Below are 19,459 nucleotides of genomic sequence, written 5' to 3' on the forward strand. Positions count from 1 at the left end.
TATCCAAAAAGTATTTAAATGTTCAGTAATATTCTTAAAAGGCCCGTCCTTTCTATCATTATATCCGTCCTGATCCTCTTCTTAGGGGTATTAGGTATGACACAGCTTCCCATTACACAGTTCCCTGCTATCTCGCCAGTTACTGTAAAAGTATCTGCCGAATACCCGGGAGCGAATGGTGAGCTGTTGGTAAAAACAGTAATCATTCCGCTGGAAAGAGCAATCAATGGTGTACCCGGCATGAAGTACATGACTTCTGATGCCACCAACACCGGTGAGGCAAACATCCAGATTATATTTGACCTGGGAACCGATCCAAACACGGCTTCCCTGAACGTACAGAACCGTATCGCCAAGGTGTTGAACAAGCTGCCACCACTGGTGATCCGCGAAGGTTTGCTCACCTCTCTTGAGCAACCTGCCATGTTGATGTACCTGAACCTGTATTCAAAAGATCCGAAAACAGATGAAAGGTTCCTCTATAACTTTGCGGATATCAATATCATGCCTGAACTGACCCGTTTGCAGGGGGTAGGTAGTGCACGTATACTCGGTACCCGTGAGTACTCCATGCGTATCTGGCTAAAGCCTGACCGTATGCTGGCCTACAAGATCTCCTCCGAAGAAGTATTGAAAGCACTGGGCAACCAGTCGCTGGAAGCTTCACCTGGTAAGACCGGCGAAAGCTCTGGTAAAAGATCCCAGGCATTTGAGTATGTAATGAAATACTCAGGTCGTTTCAGTACCAAAGAAGAATATGAAAACATCGTACTGCGCGCAAATCCAAACGGGGAATTGCTGCGCCTGAAAGATGTAGCGGATATAGAATTCGGTAGCTTGTTCTACGATATCTATTCCAACCTGAATGGCAGACCTTCTGCTGCGATCGTCGTAAAACAGCTGTATGGTAGTAATGCGAGCAAGGTGATTGAAGAGGTGAAAGCGAAACTGGCAGAACTGAAGAAAACAACTTTCCCTGCCGGTATGGATTACGCCATCAGCTATGACGTATCTAAATTCCTGGATGCCTCTATAGAAAAGGTAATACATACACTGGTGGAAGCATTCGTGCTGGTAGGCATCGTGGTATTCCTCTTCCTGGGTGACTGGCGCTCTACATTGATCCCTGCATTGGCAGTACCTGTATCCCTGGTAGGTACATTTATCTTCATGGGGATGTTCGGGCTGACGATGAACATGATCACGCTCTTTGCGCTGGTACTGGCCATCGGTATCGTGGTGGATAACGCGATCGTGGTAATGGAGGCCGTGCACGCCAAAATGGAAGAAGAGCACCTCACCCCATACCTGGCAACCAAAAAGGTGGTACATGAAATAGCCGGTGCCGTTATTGCCATCACCTTCCTGATGGTAGCGGTGTTTGTGCCGGTGACATTCATGACAGGTCCGGTGGGCGTTTTCTACAGGCAGTTCGCTATCACTATGGCAGTATCTATCGTACTCTCCGGTGTGGTGGCATTGACACTGACCCCTGCATTGTGTGCGATGTTGTTAAAGAACAACCACGGACAGCCGAAGAAGAAAACATGGCTGAACAGGGGATTGGATGCCTTTAACAGGAGTTTTGAAAAACTCACCGGCAGGTATACCGGTTTACTCCGGAAAATTGTGAATGTGAGAACCGTGACCTGGGGTATGCTGATTGCATTCTGTGTGGGTACCTGGGCGATCAGTTCTACCTTGCCCACGGGTTTCATTCCTGCGGAAGACCAGGGTATGATCTATGGTATCATCCAGGCGCCTCCCGGTTCATCACTGGAAAGAACAAACGAAATAGCAGGGCGTTTACAAAAGATAGCAGAAAAGATTGATGGTATCAGTTCCGTATCTGCGCTGGCAGGTTATGAGATCCTGACAGAGGGTACCGGTTCCAACGCAGGTACCTGCCTGATCAACCTGAAAGACTGGTCTGAGCGTAAGGAATCGGCAGAAGAGATCATCCGTGAACTGGAAGAGAAGTCTAAAGATATTCCGGGTGCCACGATCGAATTCTTCCAGCCACCGGCTGTACCGGGTTATGGTGCTGCGGGCGGTTTGGACTTACGCCTGCTCGATAAGACCGGAACTGCAGACTACAAAAAGTTCGAGAAGGTGAACAAGGAATTCGTAGATGCGTTGATGAAACGTAAGGAACTCACGTCGATCTTCTCCTTTTATAGTGCATCTTATCCACAATACATGCTGAAGATAGACAATGATGTAGCGCAACAGAAGGGCGTGACGATCGAAAATGCGATGAACACTATTTCTACCTTGGTAGGTAGTAACTATGAAACCAGTTTTATCCGTTATGGTCGTTTGTATAAAGTGATGGTGCAGGCAGCGCCGCAGTACAGGGCATTGCCTGAGGATATCCTGAAACTATATGTGAAGAATGATAAGGACGAAATGGTACCGATGTCAGCATTCATGCGGATGGATAAGTTTTATGGATTGAATGAGATCACCCGTTATAATATGTTCACCTCTTCAGCGATCAAGGGAGCACCTGCACCGGGTTACTCCAGTGGAGAGGCGATCAAAGCCATCCAGGAAGTAGCGGAGCAGACATTGCCCAAAGGGTATGGTATAGACTGGGGTGGTATGACGAAGGATGAGGTAGGCCGTGGTAATGAAGCAGCGATCATCTTCCTGATCTGTCTCATATTCGTGTACATGGTACTGGCAGCGCAGTATGAAAGTTTCATGTTACCATTTGCGGTGATCCTCTCACTGCCTGCGGGTGTATTTGGTTCCTTCCTGTTAGTGAAATTAATGGGCTTGGAAAACAACATCTATGCACAGGTAGGTTTGGTGATGCTGATAGGTCTGTTAGGTAAGAACGCCGTCCTGATCGTGGAGTTTGCAGTACAGCGACACCGTTCAGGCGATACCGTATTGAATGCGGCGATCGAAGGAGCAAGGACGCGTTTCCGCCCGATCCTGATGACATCATTTGCATTCATCGCGGGTCTGATTCCGTTGGTGTATGCTACGGGTCCGGGTGCGATCGGTAACCGTACGATAGGTACGGCGGCTGCAGGTGGTATGTTGCTGGGTACGGTATTCGGGGTGATAGTAGTACCGGGGCTGTACTGGATCTTCGGCAAGATAGCAGAGAAACGGAAACTGTTGAAGAACGAGGAAGAGAATCCATTAACTGAAGAATTTGACCATAATGTTTAAGAACAAGATATATCATTGCTTAGGGATCGCCTGTCTCTCGCTCACGTATTCAGCGTGTAAGATCCCGGCTATCGTTGATAAACAGGAGAACAAAAACCTGCCTGCGAGTTTCAGTAGTCCGCAGGATTCCACGAACACCGGCAAGGTGCAGTGGAAACAGTACTTCACAGATCCTTACCTGGCGGCGCTGATCGATACTGCATTGCAGTATAACCAGGAATTGAATATCACCCTGCAGGAGATTGAGATAGCGAACAATGAGGTGAGGGCTTCGAAAGGGGAGTATTTACCATCGGTAGGGGTGAAGGTAGGTGCAGATGTGGATAAGGTAGGTAAGTATACGAACATTGGTGCGATGGAAGAGCATACGGAAATTAGGGAAGGGCATGCAATGCCGGACCCGGTGCCTAATCTGATGTTGGGTCTGTACGCGAACTGGGAAGTGGATATCTGGCACAAACTGCACAATCAAAAGAAAGCGGCTGTAGTGCGATATTTATCCAGCGTGGAGGGGAAGAACTTTGTGGTCACTAACCTGATTGCTGAGATAGCGAATTCATATTATGAGTTGCTGGCGCTGGATAACCAGTTGGAGATAGTGCAGCAGAATATCAGGATCCAGACGGATGCATTGGAGATAGTGAAATTGCAGAAAGAAGCAGCAAAGGCAACGGAGCTGGCCGTACGTAAATTTGAGGCAGAGGTATTGAATACGCAGAGTTTGCAGTATGATATTAAGCAGCAGATTACGGAAACGGAGAATAAGATTAACTTCTTGTTAGGTCGTTATCCACAGCCGATTGCGAGAAATACCCGGGGCTTTAATGAGCAGGTGCCGGCGATGGTACATGCGGGTATACCGGCAGATCTGTTGTCGAACCGTCCGGATATCAGGCAGGCAGAATTGGAGCTGGCAGCGGCAAGGCTGGATATTAAGGTGGCGAAGGCAAGGTTTTATCCTTCCCTGGGGCTTTCTGGTGGGATAGGTTATGAGGCGTATAGTCCTTCTTATTTGTTTTCTACGCCGGCATCGCTGATGTATTCACTGGCGGGTGACCTGGTTGCGCCATTGGTGAATAAGAATGCGATCAAGGCGGCTTATTTAACGGCGGGTAGTAAGCAGATACAGGCGGTGTATCATTATCAGAAGACGGTGTTGAATGCTTATAGAGAGGTCACGAACCAGTTGTCGAAGATTGCTAACCTGGAAAAGAGTTATGAGCTGAAGTCGAAAGAGGTGGATGCCTTGACGCAGAGTATAGAGATCTCTAATGAATTGTTTAAGTCATCCAGAGCGGAATATTTAGAAGTGTTAATGACCCAGCGTGATGCACTGGAGTCAAAGTTTGAGCTGATCGAAACTAAGAAGCAGCAGATGAATGCCGTGGTGAATATTTACCAGGCATTAGGAGGCGGCTGGAATTGATCGCGGTTTAATTTTTACGAGGTGAAGGCCGGGGAATTTATTCTCCGGTCTTTTATTTTGGGAGGGTGGAGCAAGCGTATTACCAAAAGAAAAGGCTTTCCAGACAAGGGTACTTTATTTTCTTACCAGCAATAGGATACTTACTGTTCCTAACAGAACAGCATTTCTTTTCATTATACCTTCATAAAAATCTTCGCATTTATTCCAGCAATAGCTGTCGCTCACTCACATTCCCGGGCAGGTCTTCCACGGCAACTTTTATCCTCCCTTTTTGTGGAAGATGAGCTATCTTATATTCCCAATCTATTCCATTCTTTGCCGGTACAGCTCTGCCACTTTCAACTGTTTTCCCATCTTTATCAAGAACCTGCACCCTTACTTCCGCAAGCCGGAACTCGTTTTTAGCACTTACAACCACGGTGCTTTCCGCTAATTGGAGGTTTTGAATTTCAGGGGAGTGGAATGCATCCTTCACTGCCATATTATAGGCATTCTGGCCCGGGCCGGCCATGGACTTATAGTAGGCCTTGATCTGAGGATCCCGGAGGATAGCCTTTGCATATGCACTTGCTACCCGCATTTTCCATCTCACTTCCTTTTGTTTCTGCGTAGGTTTTTTGTTGGATTTCCGGCGTTTTTTGGCTATGATAATTTGACCATTTCGCTCGTAGATGGTAATCTCATTACCAATTGTACCCTTCACATATTGAAGTAGTACGTTGCCTTTTACAAGGGCCATATACAATTATTTTGAGGTTAAAAACAATGAATTGAATGTACGGATTTTAGGCGAGGAGTTTGCTAAATTGATAAGAAAATATCATTAATTTATGACCTTATTATGGGTTAGATAATGAAGTGTCGATCAAGTGTTGGTTTAATAATGGTGGAATGATGTTATCTTACTATGAGAGGGCAAAAGATGGTGTGTTTAATTGGACATTTTTGACCTGCTGGAGGATGTTAATAACGCCTTAGGCCCATCGCAAAATGTTAACAGGATTAAGGTTTCCGCTATAAATTTGAGTATGTAAAGAATGGTGTATAATTTGCCTTATGCACATGGGGAGGTGGATATGATGATGGAGATGTATATTTTATGGGTTATCTATTAAAATTGGTCATTGTATGGATCGGGGAAATTTAAATTTTTATTACAAGTTGACTAAGCCTTGCTTTTAGTTCTTCCATTCTTTTAATTAGAGCCGGATAAGTTGGTGCAGGGCCATAAATCATCATTTCCTGCATTTGATTATAATCTCTTTCCCATGCTGCTGAAACATTCATAGGAGGGATGAAATTGATTGTTTGTGGTAAATGGTTGTCGTAGTCCAATCCGTTTATGGATGTATATTTTTTTCTATGGTTTACAATAAACTTATACATTTCTATATCAGTAACTGCTTTGAATCCGTATTCGGTATCCATTAACCTATTGAGGTCATATAAATGCCTGGACATACGATCATTTCTTACTTTATCCGGTATCTTACTGAATTCCTCGTGAAGCAAAAACATCTTTTCGAGCATGGTTCGCTGTGGATCCACTGTAAGAATGTTGAAAGGTTTTCCTGAGAATGGCAGATCTGGTAAAGTTTCGCCAATTATTGAGTGGATGGGCATGGTATGAGCAGGTTCCAATAATGACCTGCATCCTATTTCAATTTTAACTCTGTCTGCCAGATAATTACCGGAAGGTTCTATTACACTTTTATAATTTAAAATAAGTACCTGCGGATCTCTGTCTGACCCTCCACCTTCGGCAACATGAATTTCAAATAAAGCAGGGTCAATGCCCATATCTATTATAGTTTCCTGCAGCACTTTCCGGAATGTACCGGCTATAAGTGATGATGTGTCTTTACGAAGGTGTTTGATTTTTGTTTTATTAAGTTCTCCTTTATATCCAAGAACTTCTCTATCCAGTACCAGGTCGATGTCTTCCGAAAATCTTTCTATCAGCTTCCAGGCTTTACTTAACGAAGTTCCTCCCTTAAAGACCAGGTTTTTCCCATATTGAGATGCATAGCAGGCTTTTAAAGTGAGTGTAACCCACCAATCCTTTTCGATAGCATTGACTGGTAATGCCGTCATAGCACCGACCTGATTTAATATGTCTTTCTTCTGATTTTCTTTTAAAAGCAACCATTCAACCATTTCCGGCTAAGTCATTTTTGATTTTGAACAGGATTTGCCTGACCCAATCCGGTGCAAGTTTGGCATCTTCAATAATTTGGCTTGGGTCCAGGTTTTCTAATCTGTTCTTAAGTTGCATTACGACCTCTTCCGTAACATTTCCCTTACCTAATGTTAACATTGCCTGCACGGCCAAAAAAATAAGGTCATTTTTGATAGCCAGGATCTTTGGTGTAGTTTTTTTAAATACGATCTCCCCTCTGCCAACTTCTATTTGCCGGGAACTGCCATTAGTAAGGTATATTATCTTCGTTGGCACCTGTGTTGATAATCCTAATTTTAACAAGGCAGTCGCGCCGGTTGGCCTGATTGTTACCTGTTCTTTATTAGCTATTGCCAAGGCTATTTCTTCCAGGGATGGACGTAGAATGCCTATCACCGGATCCATCTTAGGATAGGTATAAATCCCCATACCAAGTCTTAAAATAAAACCGGCTGTGGCCAACCTTGAAAGTGCCATGTTAACAGCAGCCACAGATCCCAGATGGAAGAAATCTGTCGGGAAGAAAATATTTCCCTGCCCCATTTCAATTATTAGATCTTTAATTTGGGTTCTTACTGCAACTGGCATTTTATAATGGGATTTAGTTATAAAATCCTGATAAATTTATAACTAGTTATAATTTTAGCCAAATTTATAACTGGTTGTAATAAATGATGGGGCCTGTGAATGACATCTGCCACAGGATCATGCCTGTTATCAGCAAAAAGAAAGAATGCCAACCCGGTTGACAACCTTTTCACCCATCTATGGCGACATCCATAATGAGGTGTATCCTTCTTCTATAAAGGCAAAAAAATGTTCATAGTTCCAAGTGAGTAAGATCTTTTCTGCATGGGAATTGCATTCATGATCGAAGCAAAGTGGCCCCTGGAAATTTTTACCGTTATATCATCTTCATAGTAACAGAAACGATGATATTCTTTGTCAGGCGCTGTAATTTGATCTGTATATATAATTTCAGAAAGAGGCAGGAGTATGCTTTGAACAGGGGCGAAAATATGCCAGCAGGAAGCATACTGAATTATTTAGTTTGATCTTCTGCTCATCCATCAACAGGCAACCTGTAAATGCAATGATGAAGACAGCTATGCCTGTAAGGATACCTACCTATAAATGGAACTAATCGTAAATGCTTCTAAAGCGTTTTTTTGCTGCCATGATGAACGGAATTTCGCTTGCAGAACTTTATAATGATGAGCGGCAGCGCGTATTGGCAGTTGTTTTTCCCCAGGACTGAAAATGCAAATTGATCCGCTATAAATGTAAAAAAATATAAATATTAGATTACATTTGTCCAGAGGGGAACGCCAACTTTTAGGAGCAACACTACAACCCTGAATCTTAATCAGATAACTAATGTCCAAACTAAAGATCCTGTGCCTGGGGATGATTATTGCATTGTTTCCTGCGCAAGCGGCTTATTCTTTCAATCGTATTTATGTAAACGTAAATAACCCTACACCGGGTACCGGAAGTAGCTGGGCAACGGCATACAATGACCTGGCGGCTGCATTAGCTGCGGGAAACCAGGCAGATACATTCTGGGTGGCGCAGGGTACCTACCTGCCTACAACTACGGGAGACAGAACTATTGCTTTTGCACCCAAACCATCGCAGGTTATTTATGGAGGATTTGTTGGTACAGAGGTATTGCTTTCGCAGCGGAACTGGAAAACAAATGTGACGATCCTGAGTGGTGATATCGGGGCTGCGGGTATGGCGGGTGATAACTCTTACAACGTGGTGCGTATCATCAACGCACTTGTAGATGGTGTGACGATCAGGGATGGTCAGGCAGATTATGGCTTTCCAACGTTGACGCCTAACCAGTATAACACAGGTGCTGGTGTAAGTTTGTTTACAGATGCTTCGGTATCTGCGGCCACTACTGTGGCGGCGACTGTTGTAAACTGTACGTTTACAAATAACTATGCGATATACGGTGCCGGTTTTGGCGCTTTGGGGATAGCTGCTACCGGGGTTCAGCCTTATTTAGGTACCAGGGTATCAAAATGTATTTTTATTGAAAATACTGCTAATACTGCGGGTGGTGCAATTGCTATTTGTTACCATGGAGCATGTGTGGGGAATGACTATACCGACAATAGTATTTTCATCGGGAATAAGGCAACTTCAGGGCATGGTGCTGTGATCGCCAATATACTGGATGGTACTACTACCCAGCACAGACCCTGGATGGATAACGTAGTATTCTGGGAAAATGGAGAAGACCTGGTGTATAACTCACTTGCAAATGGTGCAACGGGCGGGCCTTATATAGAGTTTGCGATCATTTGGAGATTGGGGGCAAAGTATGGTGCTTCAAATTTCAGCGATGCAAATATTACCTGGCATGATAGTGATATTTATGTGGATGATGCCAATCTACCTGCCACGAATATTAACACTGATCCGCAGTTTGCAGATGGACCAGGATATGATTTTCATGTGGCTGCCTGTTCACCTGTGATAGATGCGACGATCCTGACTGCTGTGGGTAGCAGTTCAACGGATTATGACGGGAATCCCCGTGTGGTGAAGACGGTGGATATGGGGATCTATGAATCGACAAAGACGATATCAGTAGCGCCGACGGTGGCTACACAATACTTTTGTCAGAATATGACTGCCACGCCGCTGGTGGCTACGGGAACTTCATTGCTGTGGTATACTTCAGCTTCCGGTGGAACAGGATCTGCTACAGCGCCTACGCCTTTGACAACTGCAGCCGGGGATACTTATTACTATGTAACGCAAACGCTTATTGGAGAATGTGAGAGTGTCCGTTCACCATTGATGGTAACGGTAACACCGGCATCTGCTGCACCTGTTGCAACAGATGTAACCTATTGTACCGGTGCAACAGCAGTAGCCCTTACGGCTACAGGTACGAACCTGAAATGGTATACTTCTGCTTCCGGCGGAACGGCACTGGCCGTGGCACCTACGCCGGCTACTGCTGTGAATGGAAATACTTATTACTACGTGACGCAAACGGAGGCGGGTAGTTGTGAAAGTGCACGTACACCCTTGTTGGTAACGGTAACGAATAATCCGCCTTTACCGGTGGTTGCGGATGTGACTTATTGTGAGGGCTCACTGACAGTGCCTTTGACAGCCGTAGGAACATCTTTGCTTTGGTATAATACACCTACAGGGAATACGGGCGTGAGTGCAGCGCCTACGCCGCTGACAAATGCGGTGGGAACGACGACCTATTATGTGTCGCAGAATGTGGGATGCGAAAGTGGTCGTGCTGCATTGAATGTAATTGTGAATGCGATACCAGCTGCACCAGTGGCAGCGGATATTACTTATTGTATGGGGTCAACGGCAGCACCGCTGACAGCTACAGGTACTAACCTGATGTGGTATACCTCCATAGCAGCGGCTACAGGTACTTCGGTAGCACCGACACCATCTACAGCTGCGAATGGTACGACTACTTATTATGTGTCTCAAAATACAGTGTGTGAAAGTGATCGTGCAGCCCTCAACGTGACTATAGGTAGCCAGGCAACACCGCCTGTTACACATGATCTGACTTATTGCCAGAATGCAGTGGCCAGTATGTTGTCTGCATCAGGCACGAATTTACTTTGGTATACCACGGCTACAGGTGGAACGGGAACTTCGGTGGCACCGACGCCATCTACGGTAGCGGTTGGTGCGACTACTTATTATGTTACGCAGCAGGATGCAGGTGGTTGTGAGAGCAATCGTGCGGCCCTGACCGTAACAGTGAATGCACAGCCTGCAATACCTGTAGTATCGGATATAGCTTATTGTCTGAATGAAACGGTGCCACCATTAACGGCAACGGGTACGGCATTGAAGTGGTATACCGCGGCTGCCGGTGGAACAGGATCTGCTTCCGCGCCGATACCTGTTACATTAGCGACCGGGTCTACTACTTACTATGTAACGCAGACAGCGGGATGTGAGAGTGAGCGTGCGGCACTGACGGTAACGATAAATACTTCGACTTCGCCGGTGGTGAGTCCGTTGACGCTTTGTCAATATGCAACGGCGACGCCACTGGAAGCAGGTGGAACTTCATTGATGTGGTATACAACGGCTACGGGAGGTACAGGATCTGCTGCAGCACCTACCCCTTCAACGCTGGTAACTGGAACGACTATTTATTATGTAAGTCAGACGGATGGGTGTGAGAGTGCCAGGGCACCATTGGTGGTGACGGTGGTGAAGACTCCGCAGCCAGATTTTACAACGAAGGGCGGATGTGCGGGTTCACCGATGACGGTGACCCTGTTGCCGGACGGCTCAAGCACCGCGATTTACACATGGAATTTCTATAATGCGATAGCGGTAACGGGAAATGATCCGGGGCCTTATAAGGTGTTGTGGAGAGATCCGGGAACCTATACGGTTACATTGACGACTTATGACGGGGCTTGTGAATCGAAGGTAGAGAAACTGGTGTCTGTGGGGTTGGCACCGGAGATAACGGTGACGCCGGTGACGGGGAATTATTGTATCAATGATACGGTTACACTGAGAGCGGCGGGAGCGGAGACGTATGAGTGGAGTCCGGCGGGGTATTTATCTTCCGGTAAGGGAGATCGTGTGACGGCGACGTTTAGAGGGGATATGAAATATACAGTGACGGGAACGGATGGAAATGGTTGTGTGGGAACTGCGGATGTGTATCTTGGATTAAGTCCGGATTGTAAGATCTATTATATACTGCCTACGGCATTTTCACCGAATGGGGATGGGTTGAATGATGTGTTTAGGGTGAAGACATCGGATATCCCGCTGGCATTTGTGATGAGGGTATTTAACAGGGTGGGGCAGCTGGTGTTTGAAAGTCATGATATTGGTGAGGGATGGAATGGGGTGCAGAAGGGGCAGCAGGCACCATTGGGGGCCTATGTGTATATGATTAGTGCGGTAACATCGGAGGGTAAGCATGTGGAGCAGAGTGGTAGTGTGGTGGTGACGAGGTAGTAAATTCTAAAAGGCTGTATCGGGGGGCAAAGCTGATACCGTCTTTTTGCATGGAAAGCAGGTAATGTGCCATTTTTGAATTTTAAATATCAATCTCTTCAGATGGATCCCAGAAGATCTTTCTAAAGTTTACCACTTTATCATTCTTCACTTCCACGCCTTCTTTCTCTAATAGTTTTTTCCTGTTGGCAATACCGCCTGGATCACCGGTTAATTGCCCCTGGCTGTTTACAACTCTCTGAAAGGGTACGGGTGGTTTTTCTCCGTGTATTAATCCCATGGCCCGGCCTACCATGCGGGAAAGGTTGCCTTTACCGAGGGCTTTGGCAATAGCGCCATAGGAGGTGACACGGCCTTTGGGAATGGAGCGGGCGATGTCGAAGACGAGTTTGTTGAAGTCCGGATCGTTTTGCATTTTTCAAATGTAGGAAACATGAGGGAAATCATGGGGGTTATTGGCAGTAAATGAGATATAAGATGTTTTTATTATTTGATGTTTCATGCTGCGCAGTGTAGGCAAACAAAACCTGGAATTCATTCATTATGCAGCAAGCAACCCTTACCCCGGAATTTCATTCAGGATACTGCAGGCAACCCTTACCTGGAATTTTATTCATTATGCAGCAGGCAACCCTTACCCCGGAATTTCATTCAGTGTCAACCGTTGATCAATTCATTCAAATCCCCAATCACTAAATTGATTTCTTCAATCCCATTTTTAATTGTAAATTATACAATTAATTCTCACGTTTATGAAAACCAAATTAGCCTTCATTGCGAGTGCAATGCTCGCCTTTGCCTGCAATAAAGAGCAGGCAGATCTGTCGTCACTCAAAATGTCTAACTCCGCTGCTGTTGTAGCTGTTGCTGTCACCTCCGGTGATTTCAAAGGTGTAAACTGGGCGGATAGCAGAGACAACTTTGCCGATGATGCACTGATCCTTTCCGGCACGGTATCCACAGAAACCTACGCCAGTATGCAAACCAAGGCCGACTACATCCTCAATGGCTTTGTCGCTGCCGGTGCAAACACCGTCCGGTTACCGGTCAATCCATCAACAGTTAACAGTACTTTCTGGTCTACTTACAAAGGTGCAATTGACAAAGCTGTTTCCAAAAATATGAAGGTGCTTTTAGGCTACTGGGAAGGGTCTTCCTCCCGCGATGGCCTTATTGACAATACGACTACATTCTGGCGGATGTGGGATACGATTGTTGCGAATTACAGGTCAAATACACTGGTGTATTTTGAGTTTTTCAATGAACCGCACGGGTATAGTGCAACTGATTTGAAAACACTTTACAACACCTTTGTGAACCGCTATCCTGGTTTGCCTAAAAACAGGTTTGTATTAGATGGAACGGGCTATTCTTCTGACGTAAATACGATTGGAGCAGATGCACGTTTTGATAGTTGTCTATTATCATTCCACGATTACACCTGGTTTGAAAGCAGCAAAACAACGACAGCAGATTGGGAGCAGCCGGTGAAATCCTTGTCTTATCCTACAAGAACGATTGTGACGGAATTTGGTACTGTGATGACGGATGGAACGAATTATACGGGGGCACCTGGTTCTAATGTGAATAACACTTATTTGCAGGGAATGACGAATACCTTGCATGATCTGGGGGTGGGATGTGTATACTGGCCGGGCTTAAGAACGGGGGATACTTATAGTATGTTCACTGCTACAGGTTCTGCATTGACAACAAATAATACGTCTGGTTTGACCAGGCTGAAATATGCGTGGGGTACAGGAACGATTACACCGCCGTATGCATCTTTTACAGCGGGTACTTATTACAAGGTGATTAATAAGAACAGTGGCAAATCACTGGAGGTGTATAATCAGTCTACCGCGAATAGTGCGGCAATTGATCAGTGGGATTATTGGGGTGGCACCAACCAGCAGTGGACGTTTAATGCGTTGGGGAGTAATTATCAGTCTGTGATTAACAGGAATAGTGCAAAGGCTTTGGATGTGAATGGGGCGTCTGCGACAGCGGGTGCGGGCCTTATACAGTATGATTATTCAGGTGGTACGAACCAGCAGTGGCAGGTGATTGATATTGGGTTTGGGTATTATAAGGTGTTGAATAGAAATAGTGGGTTTGCGCTGGATGTGAATGCGGCGTCTACGGCGAATGGGGCAGGAATGATACAGTGGAATTGGAATAGCGGGGGGAACCAGCAGTGGCAGATAACGGCTTTGTAAATATATCTGCATCCTGTCGGAGCATTACTGACGGGATGCAGGTTTATTGTGGATAGCACTAGTAAGTAATAAGTAACATGTTTTATAAAAAAAAATGTAATAGTGTTTTTTGGAAGGAGAAATGGGTATGAGGTACCAGGTATAATGCAATTTCTTTGTTTTTGTTATGCAAATACCTAAATTGTAATTATAATTTAGAAACTGCTGTGGCTTAAATTCTTTAATTGCTATTAAGCTGGTTCCCTATTATAGAATAGAATGCAATAATCCCTAAAAGAATAGCGACCTCAGATATATTGTTCGAGTATATTATATTTCTTTTTACTACAAAACACGAGCGTTTATGAAACTACTCAGTATCCTGGAAAGTTACGACACCGCATCGTTAGACCAACTTTCCTCCGATAAAATAGATGAAGCGATTAGCCTTAGATTACCTCAATCAGTCATTGTTCAGGAAATTATTTCGGCCCTCAGTTCCCAATCATATATATCAGACAAGATATTATATTCCAGGCCTCCGGCTTTTGCTATATTGAACCTTATTCTTCAATCACCATCATTTATGATGGATATTGAAGACTTCAGGTCTAAGGTGTTAATTCATGTTAAGGAGTTATCTGCCAGAGCTGATCAGGATACCTCCCTTGCGGATAAAAATCCTAAGCTATATATTAAAATATTGAAACGTGCATGGGAAAATGATGGGTTAATTGATAAAAGTGAGGCGAATATTCTGGAACTGGTAAAATCGGAGCTTGGTGTTTGGGACCGCGAGCATTTTGTGCTTATGCATCATACATCCATACTTGATCTCTGGAATATTGAGCAGGAGTATTTTGCCGCGAGAAACTTTTTACTAACTACGGGCATAGTCCTTACACATGATAACAAATATGTGATAGCTGATGATGTTGCTATTCCAATCAGGAAGACATTCGGTATTGAGTTGATGGATGAACCTTACAAGCGATTACTTAATTGTTTTAAACGGGAGGACCTGGCTTTGCTATTAGGTCATTATCAGTTGAATGTTGGTGGAACTAAAGATATATTGATTGGTCGGATCCTGGGTAGTCTCATTCCTGTGTCTGACGTATTGGGTTATTTTAATCTTGAAGAACTTAGGGAAATATGCAGACATGAAAATATTCCTGTGGCAGGATCAAAAAGTACAGTCATTGCGAATATTATTCGGTTCTTCGATGATGAAATGGATTTAAAGTTACAAGAATTGGAGACTGTGGCTCCAGGGGCTCCTCCTGAGTATGAACCAAGAGAAATGATGCAGGAGGTATATGCAAAGATGTTAAATGTTCTGACCATTCAGCAATTGTATGATATTCTTCGGCAGAATGATTTGATGACAAGTGGTTCGAAAGAAGAGAAGATCAAGCGTGTGATGGATAGCTATATGTCTGAGCGATCAATTTTTAGTCTTTTAAGGAAAGAAGATTTGAGTCAACTGTGCCGCAAATTTAATCTGGCGGTAACCGGATCAAAGCAGGAACTGGTTGGTCGCTTATTGGATTATGTGCCTGTAGTGGCTATTACAACTAATGAATTACCTGTCGTAATAAATGAAGTACCCGCATTAGTTACAAATACAATTGGTTCATTTATACCGGTTTCAAATAGTGAACCAGTAGCGTTACCTATAGCATGGGATGAGGTTAACAGTAAATTCCCCAATTATTCATATGGAGAAAAAATAGTACTGGCCATTTTGAAAGACGCTAAATCCATTACAGAACAGGATTTAACCAGAATAGTGCAAAAGCACCGGTTGGGTTGGTTTCTTCATAAAGCCCACATGGCAGAGTTGATTGCTAAATTGAGAAGAGATAATAAGCAATATATCCAAATTAAGAGCATACAGAATAACAATATTTATCAATGGACGGCAAATGATATTGCCGATAGCCAGATTTTAGAAAAGAAGTCAGCCCGTGATATTATTGATGCTTTACGTCATGGTGTAGTACCTAAACATAATTTAGATCTTTTGATGGTAGGACAGCAGACTGCAAGAAAGCATCTCTCAGATATACTCATGGAAGTAAATGCTAATAAAACTCATTTTAAATTTATAAAGGGCCAGTATGGCTCAGGTAAAACGTTTCTTTGCTCATGGTTAAGAGAGTTTGCACTAAACAATGAGTTTGCTGTATCATTTATGAATATTAGTCATGATCAGCCATTGTCTGATCTCCCTATATTTTTTTCAGGGGTAATAAATGGACTTCGAACACCCGAAAAAACGGACTCAGGTGCCTTGGTAGATATTCTGGAATCCTGGTTATTAAACGTACATAACAAGACCGCTAGAATAGAAGGAATTGATATCTCTAACGGGGATAATTCTGAGAAACTAATTAAGATTGTAGAAAAGTCTATTGAAGTCGAGTTAGCGAATCTAAATGATATTGAACCTGGATTTTCACAAGCATTGCGAGCCTTCTATGAAGGTAAAGTAACCGGAAATTTGGAGTTAGTGTCAAATGCGGTTGCATGGATAATGGGGAGCAGATCTCTCTCAGCCCAAGCGCTTAGGGATATAGGGGTAAAGGGTATACTTGAATCAAACAATGTTTTCCCGAGAATGCGTGCCTTATTGGAGATAATAAATGGTGCTAGCTACAAGGGGTTGTTATTACTTGTTGATGAGTTGGAACTGGTAAGAAAGTTCCCGCAGGCAAGGCAGCGTGAGATGGCTTTAGAAACACTTCGACTCCTCATTGACGAGGCCGGAAGGAATGCACTTCCTGGTTGTCTTATTATATTTACCGGTACAGATGAGTTCTTTGAAGATGAAAGATTTGGAATTAAGAGCTATGAAGCATTAGCAGAACGGGTATTACCTCTTTATACACATGACAAACTGGTGGCAATGCGCCAGCCTATTATTAGCCTTGAGGCCCTGGATTCAGAACGTTTATCCCATGTAATATTTAAAATCCGGGATTTATACGGTATCGCATATGGATGGGATGCGAATCACTATGCAGATGACACATCAATTCTGAAACTGATTGAGGAGTGGACCATGTTTGGAGGAGAAAGTATTGATAGAAAGCCAAGGCCCATATTAAGAGAGTTTATTCAGATGCTCGACCTATGTGAAGAAAATAAAGGAGTTTATTTATCACAGTTTTTGAAAAAAAACATTTTTGATTCTGCGTTGGTAGATTCTGTTAATTCAAATTGAGGAGATGGCATTTCATAAATTACATCCAAGGTTGCAGGATTTTGTTAAGGATAAAAAATGGCCCGATTTAACCGATATCCAGAAAGCAGCATTTGACCCTATTTATAACAAAGAGAGTTGTACAATTGAAGCACCGACTTCCGGAGGGAAAACGGAGGCGGTGCTATTCCCATTACTTACTAGATTATCAGGACAACGAAAGGTTGGATTTAGGGTCTTATATATAGCCCCATTGAAAGCGTTATTGAATGATTTGGCCCTGAGGGTAATCCCTTATGCGAAGCGTTGTTATTTGGATGCTTTTAAATGGCATGGAGATGTAAGTCAAGCCGATAAAATTCAGCAAATATTGTTTCCTGCTGATATATTATTAACTACTCCGGAATCATTAGAAGCAATTTTATTAAGAAAAGCGAACAAGGCTGATATTTTTTCCAGTTTGGAAACGATTGTAATAGATGAAGCGCACTATTTTGCGTTAACAGAAAGAGGATCACATTTACTTTCCTTACTGGAAAGAATATGTGCCTATACTGATGAGGATCCTCAGCGAATTGCAGTCACCGCTACTATTGGTAATCCTGAAGGATTATTACAGTGGATGATGGGCGATCGCTTAGGAGGTAGGAGTATCAAAGTAGCCGGAAATAATTCGAAAGAAAGAGATTTTAAGCTTCACTTTTTTATGGATGATGGGAGCGGCATGCAGGACCATCTTTATAATTTACTTATAAGAAAGAAGTCTATTGTTTTTGAGCGATCCAGAACCCTGTGTGAAGATACTGCTGCCCGAATTAATGAAAGAAATATCCGCTTACAATCCAGATTTCCTGTTAGAGTGAAAACGCATCATTCTTCTGTTAGTAAGGATCTAAGAGAGGAGGCTGAGAATTCGATAAAGAGTAAGGATTTGGAAACGCTAGATGCCATTATCAGTACTTCCACATTGGAACTCGGAATTGATATAGGAGACCTGGATCAAGTAATTCAAATTGGCGATTTGACCAGTTCCGGATCTTTTTTGCAAAGGGTTGGTAGAACCGGCAGACGACCAGGCAAAGCACAATTTTTCAGAGGATTGTGTGCTGATCAGGAGCAATTGCCAATTATCATTGGTTGCATCTCGCTTGGACTAAAACGTAACTCTGAAGCTATATTATTTCCAACGAAGGCATTTCATATTTTGGCACACCAATTTATTTGCTATATTCTTCAAAACCACGGCGCTACTGCGGATCAGATGTGGTCTGTGTTTACAAGGGTACATTCGTTTAGTAAGATTACAAAGGAGGAGTTACAGACCCTGATAGACTATATGATAACAGAAGATTATCTGAGGGTGGTTCAGGGGAATATTTTATTAACCAGTGAGAAAACGGAGAAGCAGTTTCTACGGGCAAACTGGAAGCGTTTATTTGCAATATTTGATACAGGCCCAATGTACACTGTAGTGGACGGGAAAAGGGTTATAGGTACACTGGACTCCGGATTCGCAAGGAATCAACCAATGCCCTTTATTTTTGTTCTAGGTGGGCAGGAATGGGATACAATCAAGATTGATCATGAAACACAACAGGTATCTGTAAAGAGAAATGAGACGGGTATTGCTCCTAAATGGAAGACAATCAGTAGTTTTGATGTTCCGTTTGAATTGGCGCAGGAAATTGGAAAATTGCTGATGGGTGAGGATGACCTTGAATTTTTAGATGTACAGGCAAAAAGAATGTTTGATGCGCAAAGAAACACTTATAAAGAGTTGGAATGGGAAAAAGGACATTGGATAATGGACGTTTCAGAAGAGTTGGGAAGAGTATATTTATGGAATTTTTCAGGGGATAAGATTAATAGAGCTGTACATACATATCTGCTGTCAGAAATTGATGGTACTGTGAGCTACGATTATAGGTATCTGGTGATAACTGCTAAGGAGCATTTGGCTAGTTTGAGTGAAAAGGTGTATGAGCTGATGATTGGAATATTGAATAAGTCTGAAATTGAAGTAAGATCTCAAATAGAAGCTAATCTAAATCCCAAATGGTTTTCGAAATTTTCCGAATGTCTTTCTGATGATCTGAAGAAGCGAACTATTATCGAAAAGGATATGGATGTTGCGGGCCTGATAAGGGAGTTGAATTTGGGCGTAATAGATTATTAAATAAGTAAATAAAAGAAGTCCATTGGTGAAGATGGACTTCTTTTATTTCATCACATTCATAATAGGCTTTACCAGGCACTTCGCCTTCTCTCCA

General features: G+C 43.5%; 11 protein-coding genes. 7 read left to right on the forward strand and 4 right to left on the reverse strand.

The window, feature by feature from the left end:
- Positions 1–18: 18 nt before the first annotated feature.
- Together U0033_RS28340 and U0033_RS28345 are read left to right on the forward strand one after the other, a co-directional pair.
- Positions 19–3,186: an efflux RND transporter permease subunit gene (locus U0033_RS28340; protein ID WP_072364574.1), complete on the forward strand. Its 3,168-nt coding sequence runs from the start codon at positions 19–21 to the stop codon at positions 3,184–3,186.
- Complete coding sequence (locus tag U0033_RS28345) at positions 3,179–4,612, forward strand: TolC family protein (RefSeq protein WP_072364572.1); 1,434 nt, start codon at positions 3,179–3,181, stop codon at positions 4,610–4,612. Before U0033_RS28340 ends, U0033_RS28345 begins: the two co-directional genes overlap by 8 nt.
- A 199-nt stretch (positions 4,613–4,811) precedes the next feature.
- Here the strand turns inward: U0033_RS28345 and U0033_RS28350 are convergent, their stop codons facing one another.
- The 3 genes from U0033_RS28350 to U0033_RS28360 form a co-directional block, all read right to left on the reverse strand.
- Positions 4,812–5,351 (reverse strand): hypothetical protein, encoded by a 540-nt coding sequence (locus U0033_RS28350; RefSeq protein ID WP_072364570.1) that lies wholly within the window; start codon positions 5,349–5,351, stop codon positions 4,812–4,814.
- 404 nt (positions 5,352–5,755) lie between these two features.
- The gene (locus tag U0033_RS28355) at positions 5,756–6,769 is read right to left on the reverse strand and encodes a nucleotidyl transferase AbiEii/AbiGii toxin family protein (protein ID WP_072364568.1); all 1,014 of its coding nucleotides are present in this window, start codon (positions 6,767–6,769) and stop codon (positions 5,756–5,758) included.
- Positions 6,762–7,379 carry a DUF6088 family protein gene (locus U0033_RS28360; RefSeq protein ID WP_072364566.1) on the reverse strand — a complete coding sequence of 206 codons (618 nt, stop codon included), beginning with the start codon at positions 7,377–7,379 and terminating at the stop codon, positions 6,762–6,764. The genes U0033_RS28355 and U0033_RS28360 overlap by 8 nt, the downstream gene beginning before the upstream one ends.
- 789 nt (positions 7,380–8,168) lie before the next feature.
- Here U0033_RS28360 and U0033_RS28365 point away from each other — a divergent pair.
- Positions 8,169–11,783, forward strand: a complete 3,615-nt coding sequence (locus U0033_RS28365; protein ID WP_072364564.1) for an Ig-like domain-containing protein — start codon at positions 8,169–8,171, stop codon at positions 11,781–11,783.
- Between the two features lie 82 nt (positions 11,784–11,865).
- On the opposite strand, the gene U0033_RS28370 is transcribed toward U0033_RS28365, so the two are convergent.
- Positions 11,866–12,198: an MGMT family protein gene (locus U0033_RS28370; RefSeq protein WP_072364562.1), complete on the reverse strand. Its 333-nt coding sequence runs from the start codon at positions 12,196–12,198 to the stop codon at positions 11,866–11,868.
- Positions 12,199–12,283: 85 nt separating this feature from the next.
- On the opposite strand from U0033_RS28370, the gene U0033_RS28375 reads away from it, so the two are divergent.
- The 4 genes from U0033_RS28375 to U0033_RS28390 all read left to right on the forward strand — a co-directional run bounded on the left by U0033_RS28375 (position 12,284) and on the right by U0033_RS28390 (position 19,365).
- On the forward strand, positions 12,284–12,451 hold the full coding sequence (locus U0033_RS28375; RefSeq protein ID WP_177318703.1) for a hypothetical protein: 168 nt from the start codon (positions 12,284–12,286) through the stop codon (positions 12,449–12,451).
- Positions 12,452–12,535: 84 nt separating this feature from the next.
- Positions 12,536–14,002: an RICIN domain-containing protein gene (locus U0033_RS28380; RefSeq protein WP_072364560.1), complete on the forward strand. Its 1,467-nt coding sequence runs from the start codon at positions 12,536–12,538 to the stop codon at positions 14,000–14,002.
- Positions 14,003–14,345: 343 nt separating this feature from the next.
- Positions 14,346–17,210, forward strand: a complete 2,865-nt coding sequence (locus U0033_RS28385; RefSeq protein WP_072364559.1) for a BREX system ATP-binding domain-containing protein — start codon at positions 14,346–14,348, stop codon at positions 17,208–17,210.
- Positions 17,211–17,214: 4 nt separating this feature from the next.
- Entirely contained in the window at positions 17,215–19,365 is a 2,151-nt protein-coding gene (locus tag U0033_RS28390; RefSeq protein WP_072364557.1) for a DEAD/DEAH box helicase, read from the forward strand.
- Positions 19,366–19,459: the final 94 nt, after the last annotated feature.

It is taken from the genome of Chitinophaga sancti, assembly GCF_034424315.1.
Classification (GTDB): Bacteria; Bacteroidota; Bacteroidia; order Chitinophagales; family Chitinophagaceae; genus Chitinophaga; species Chitinophaga sancti.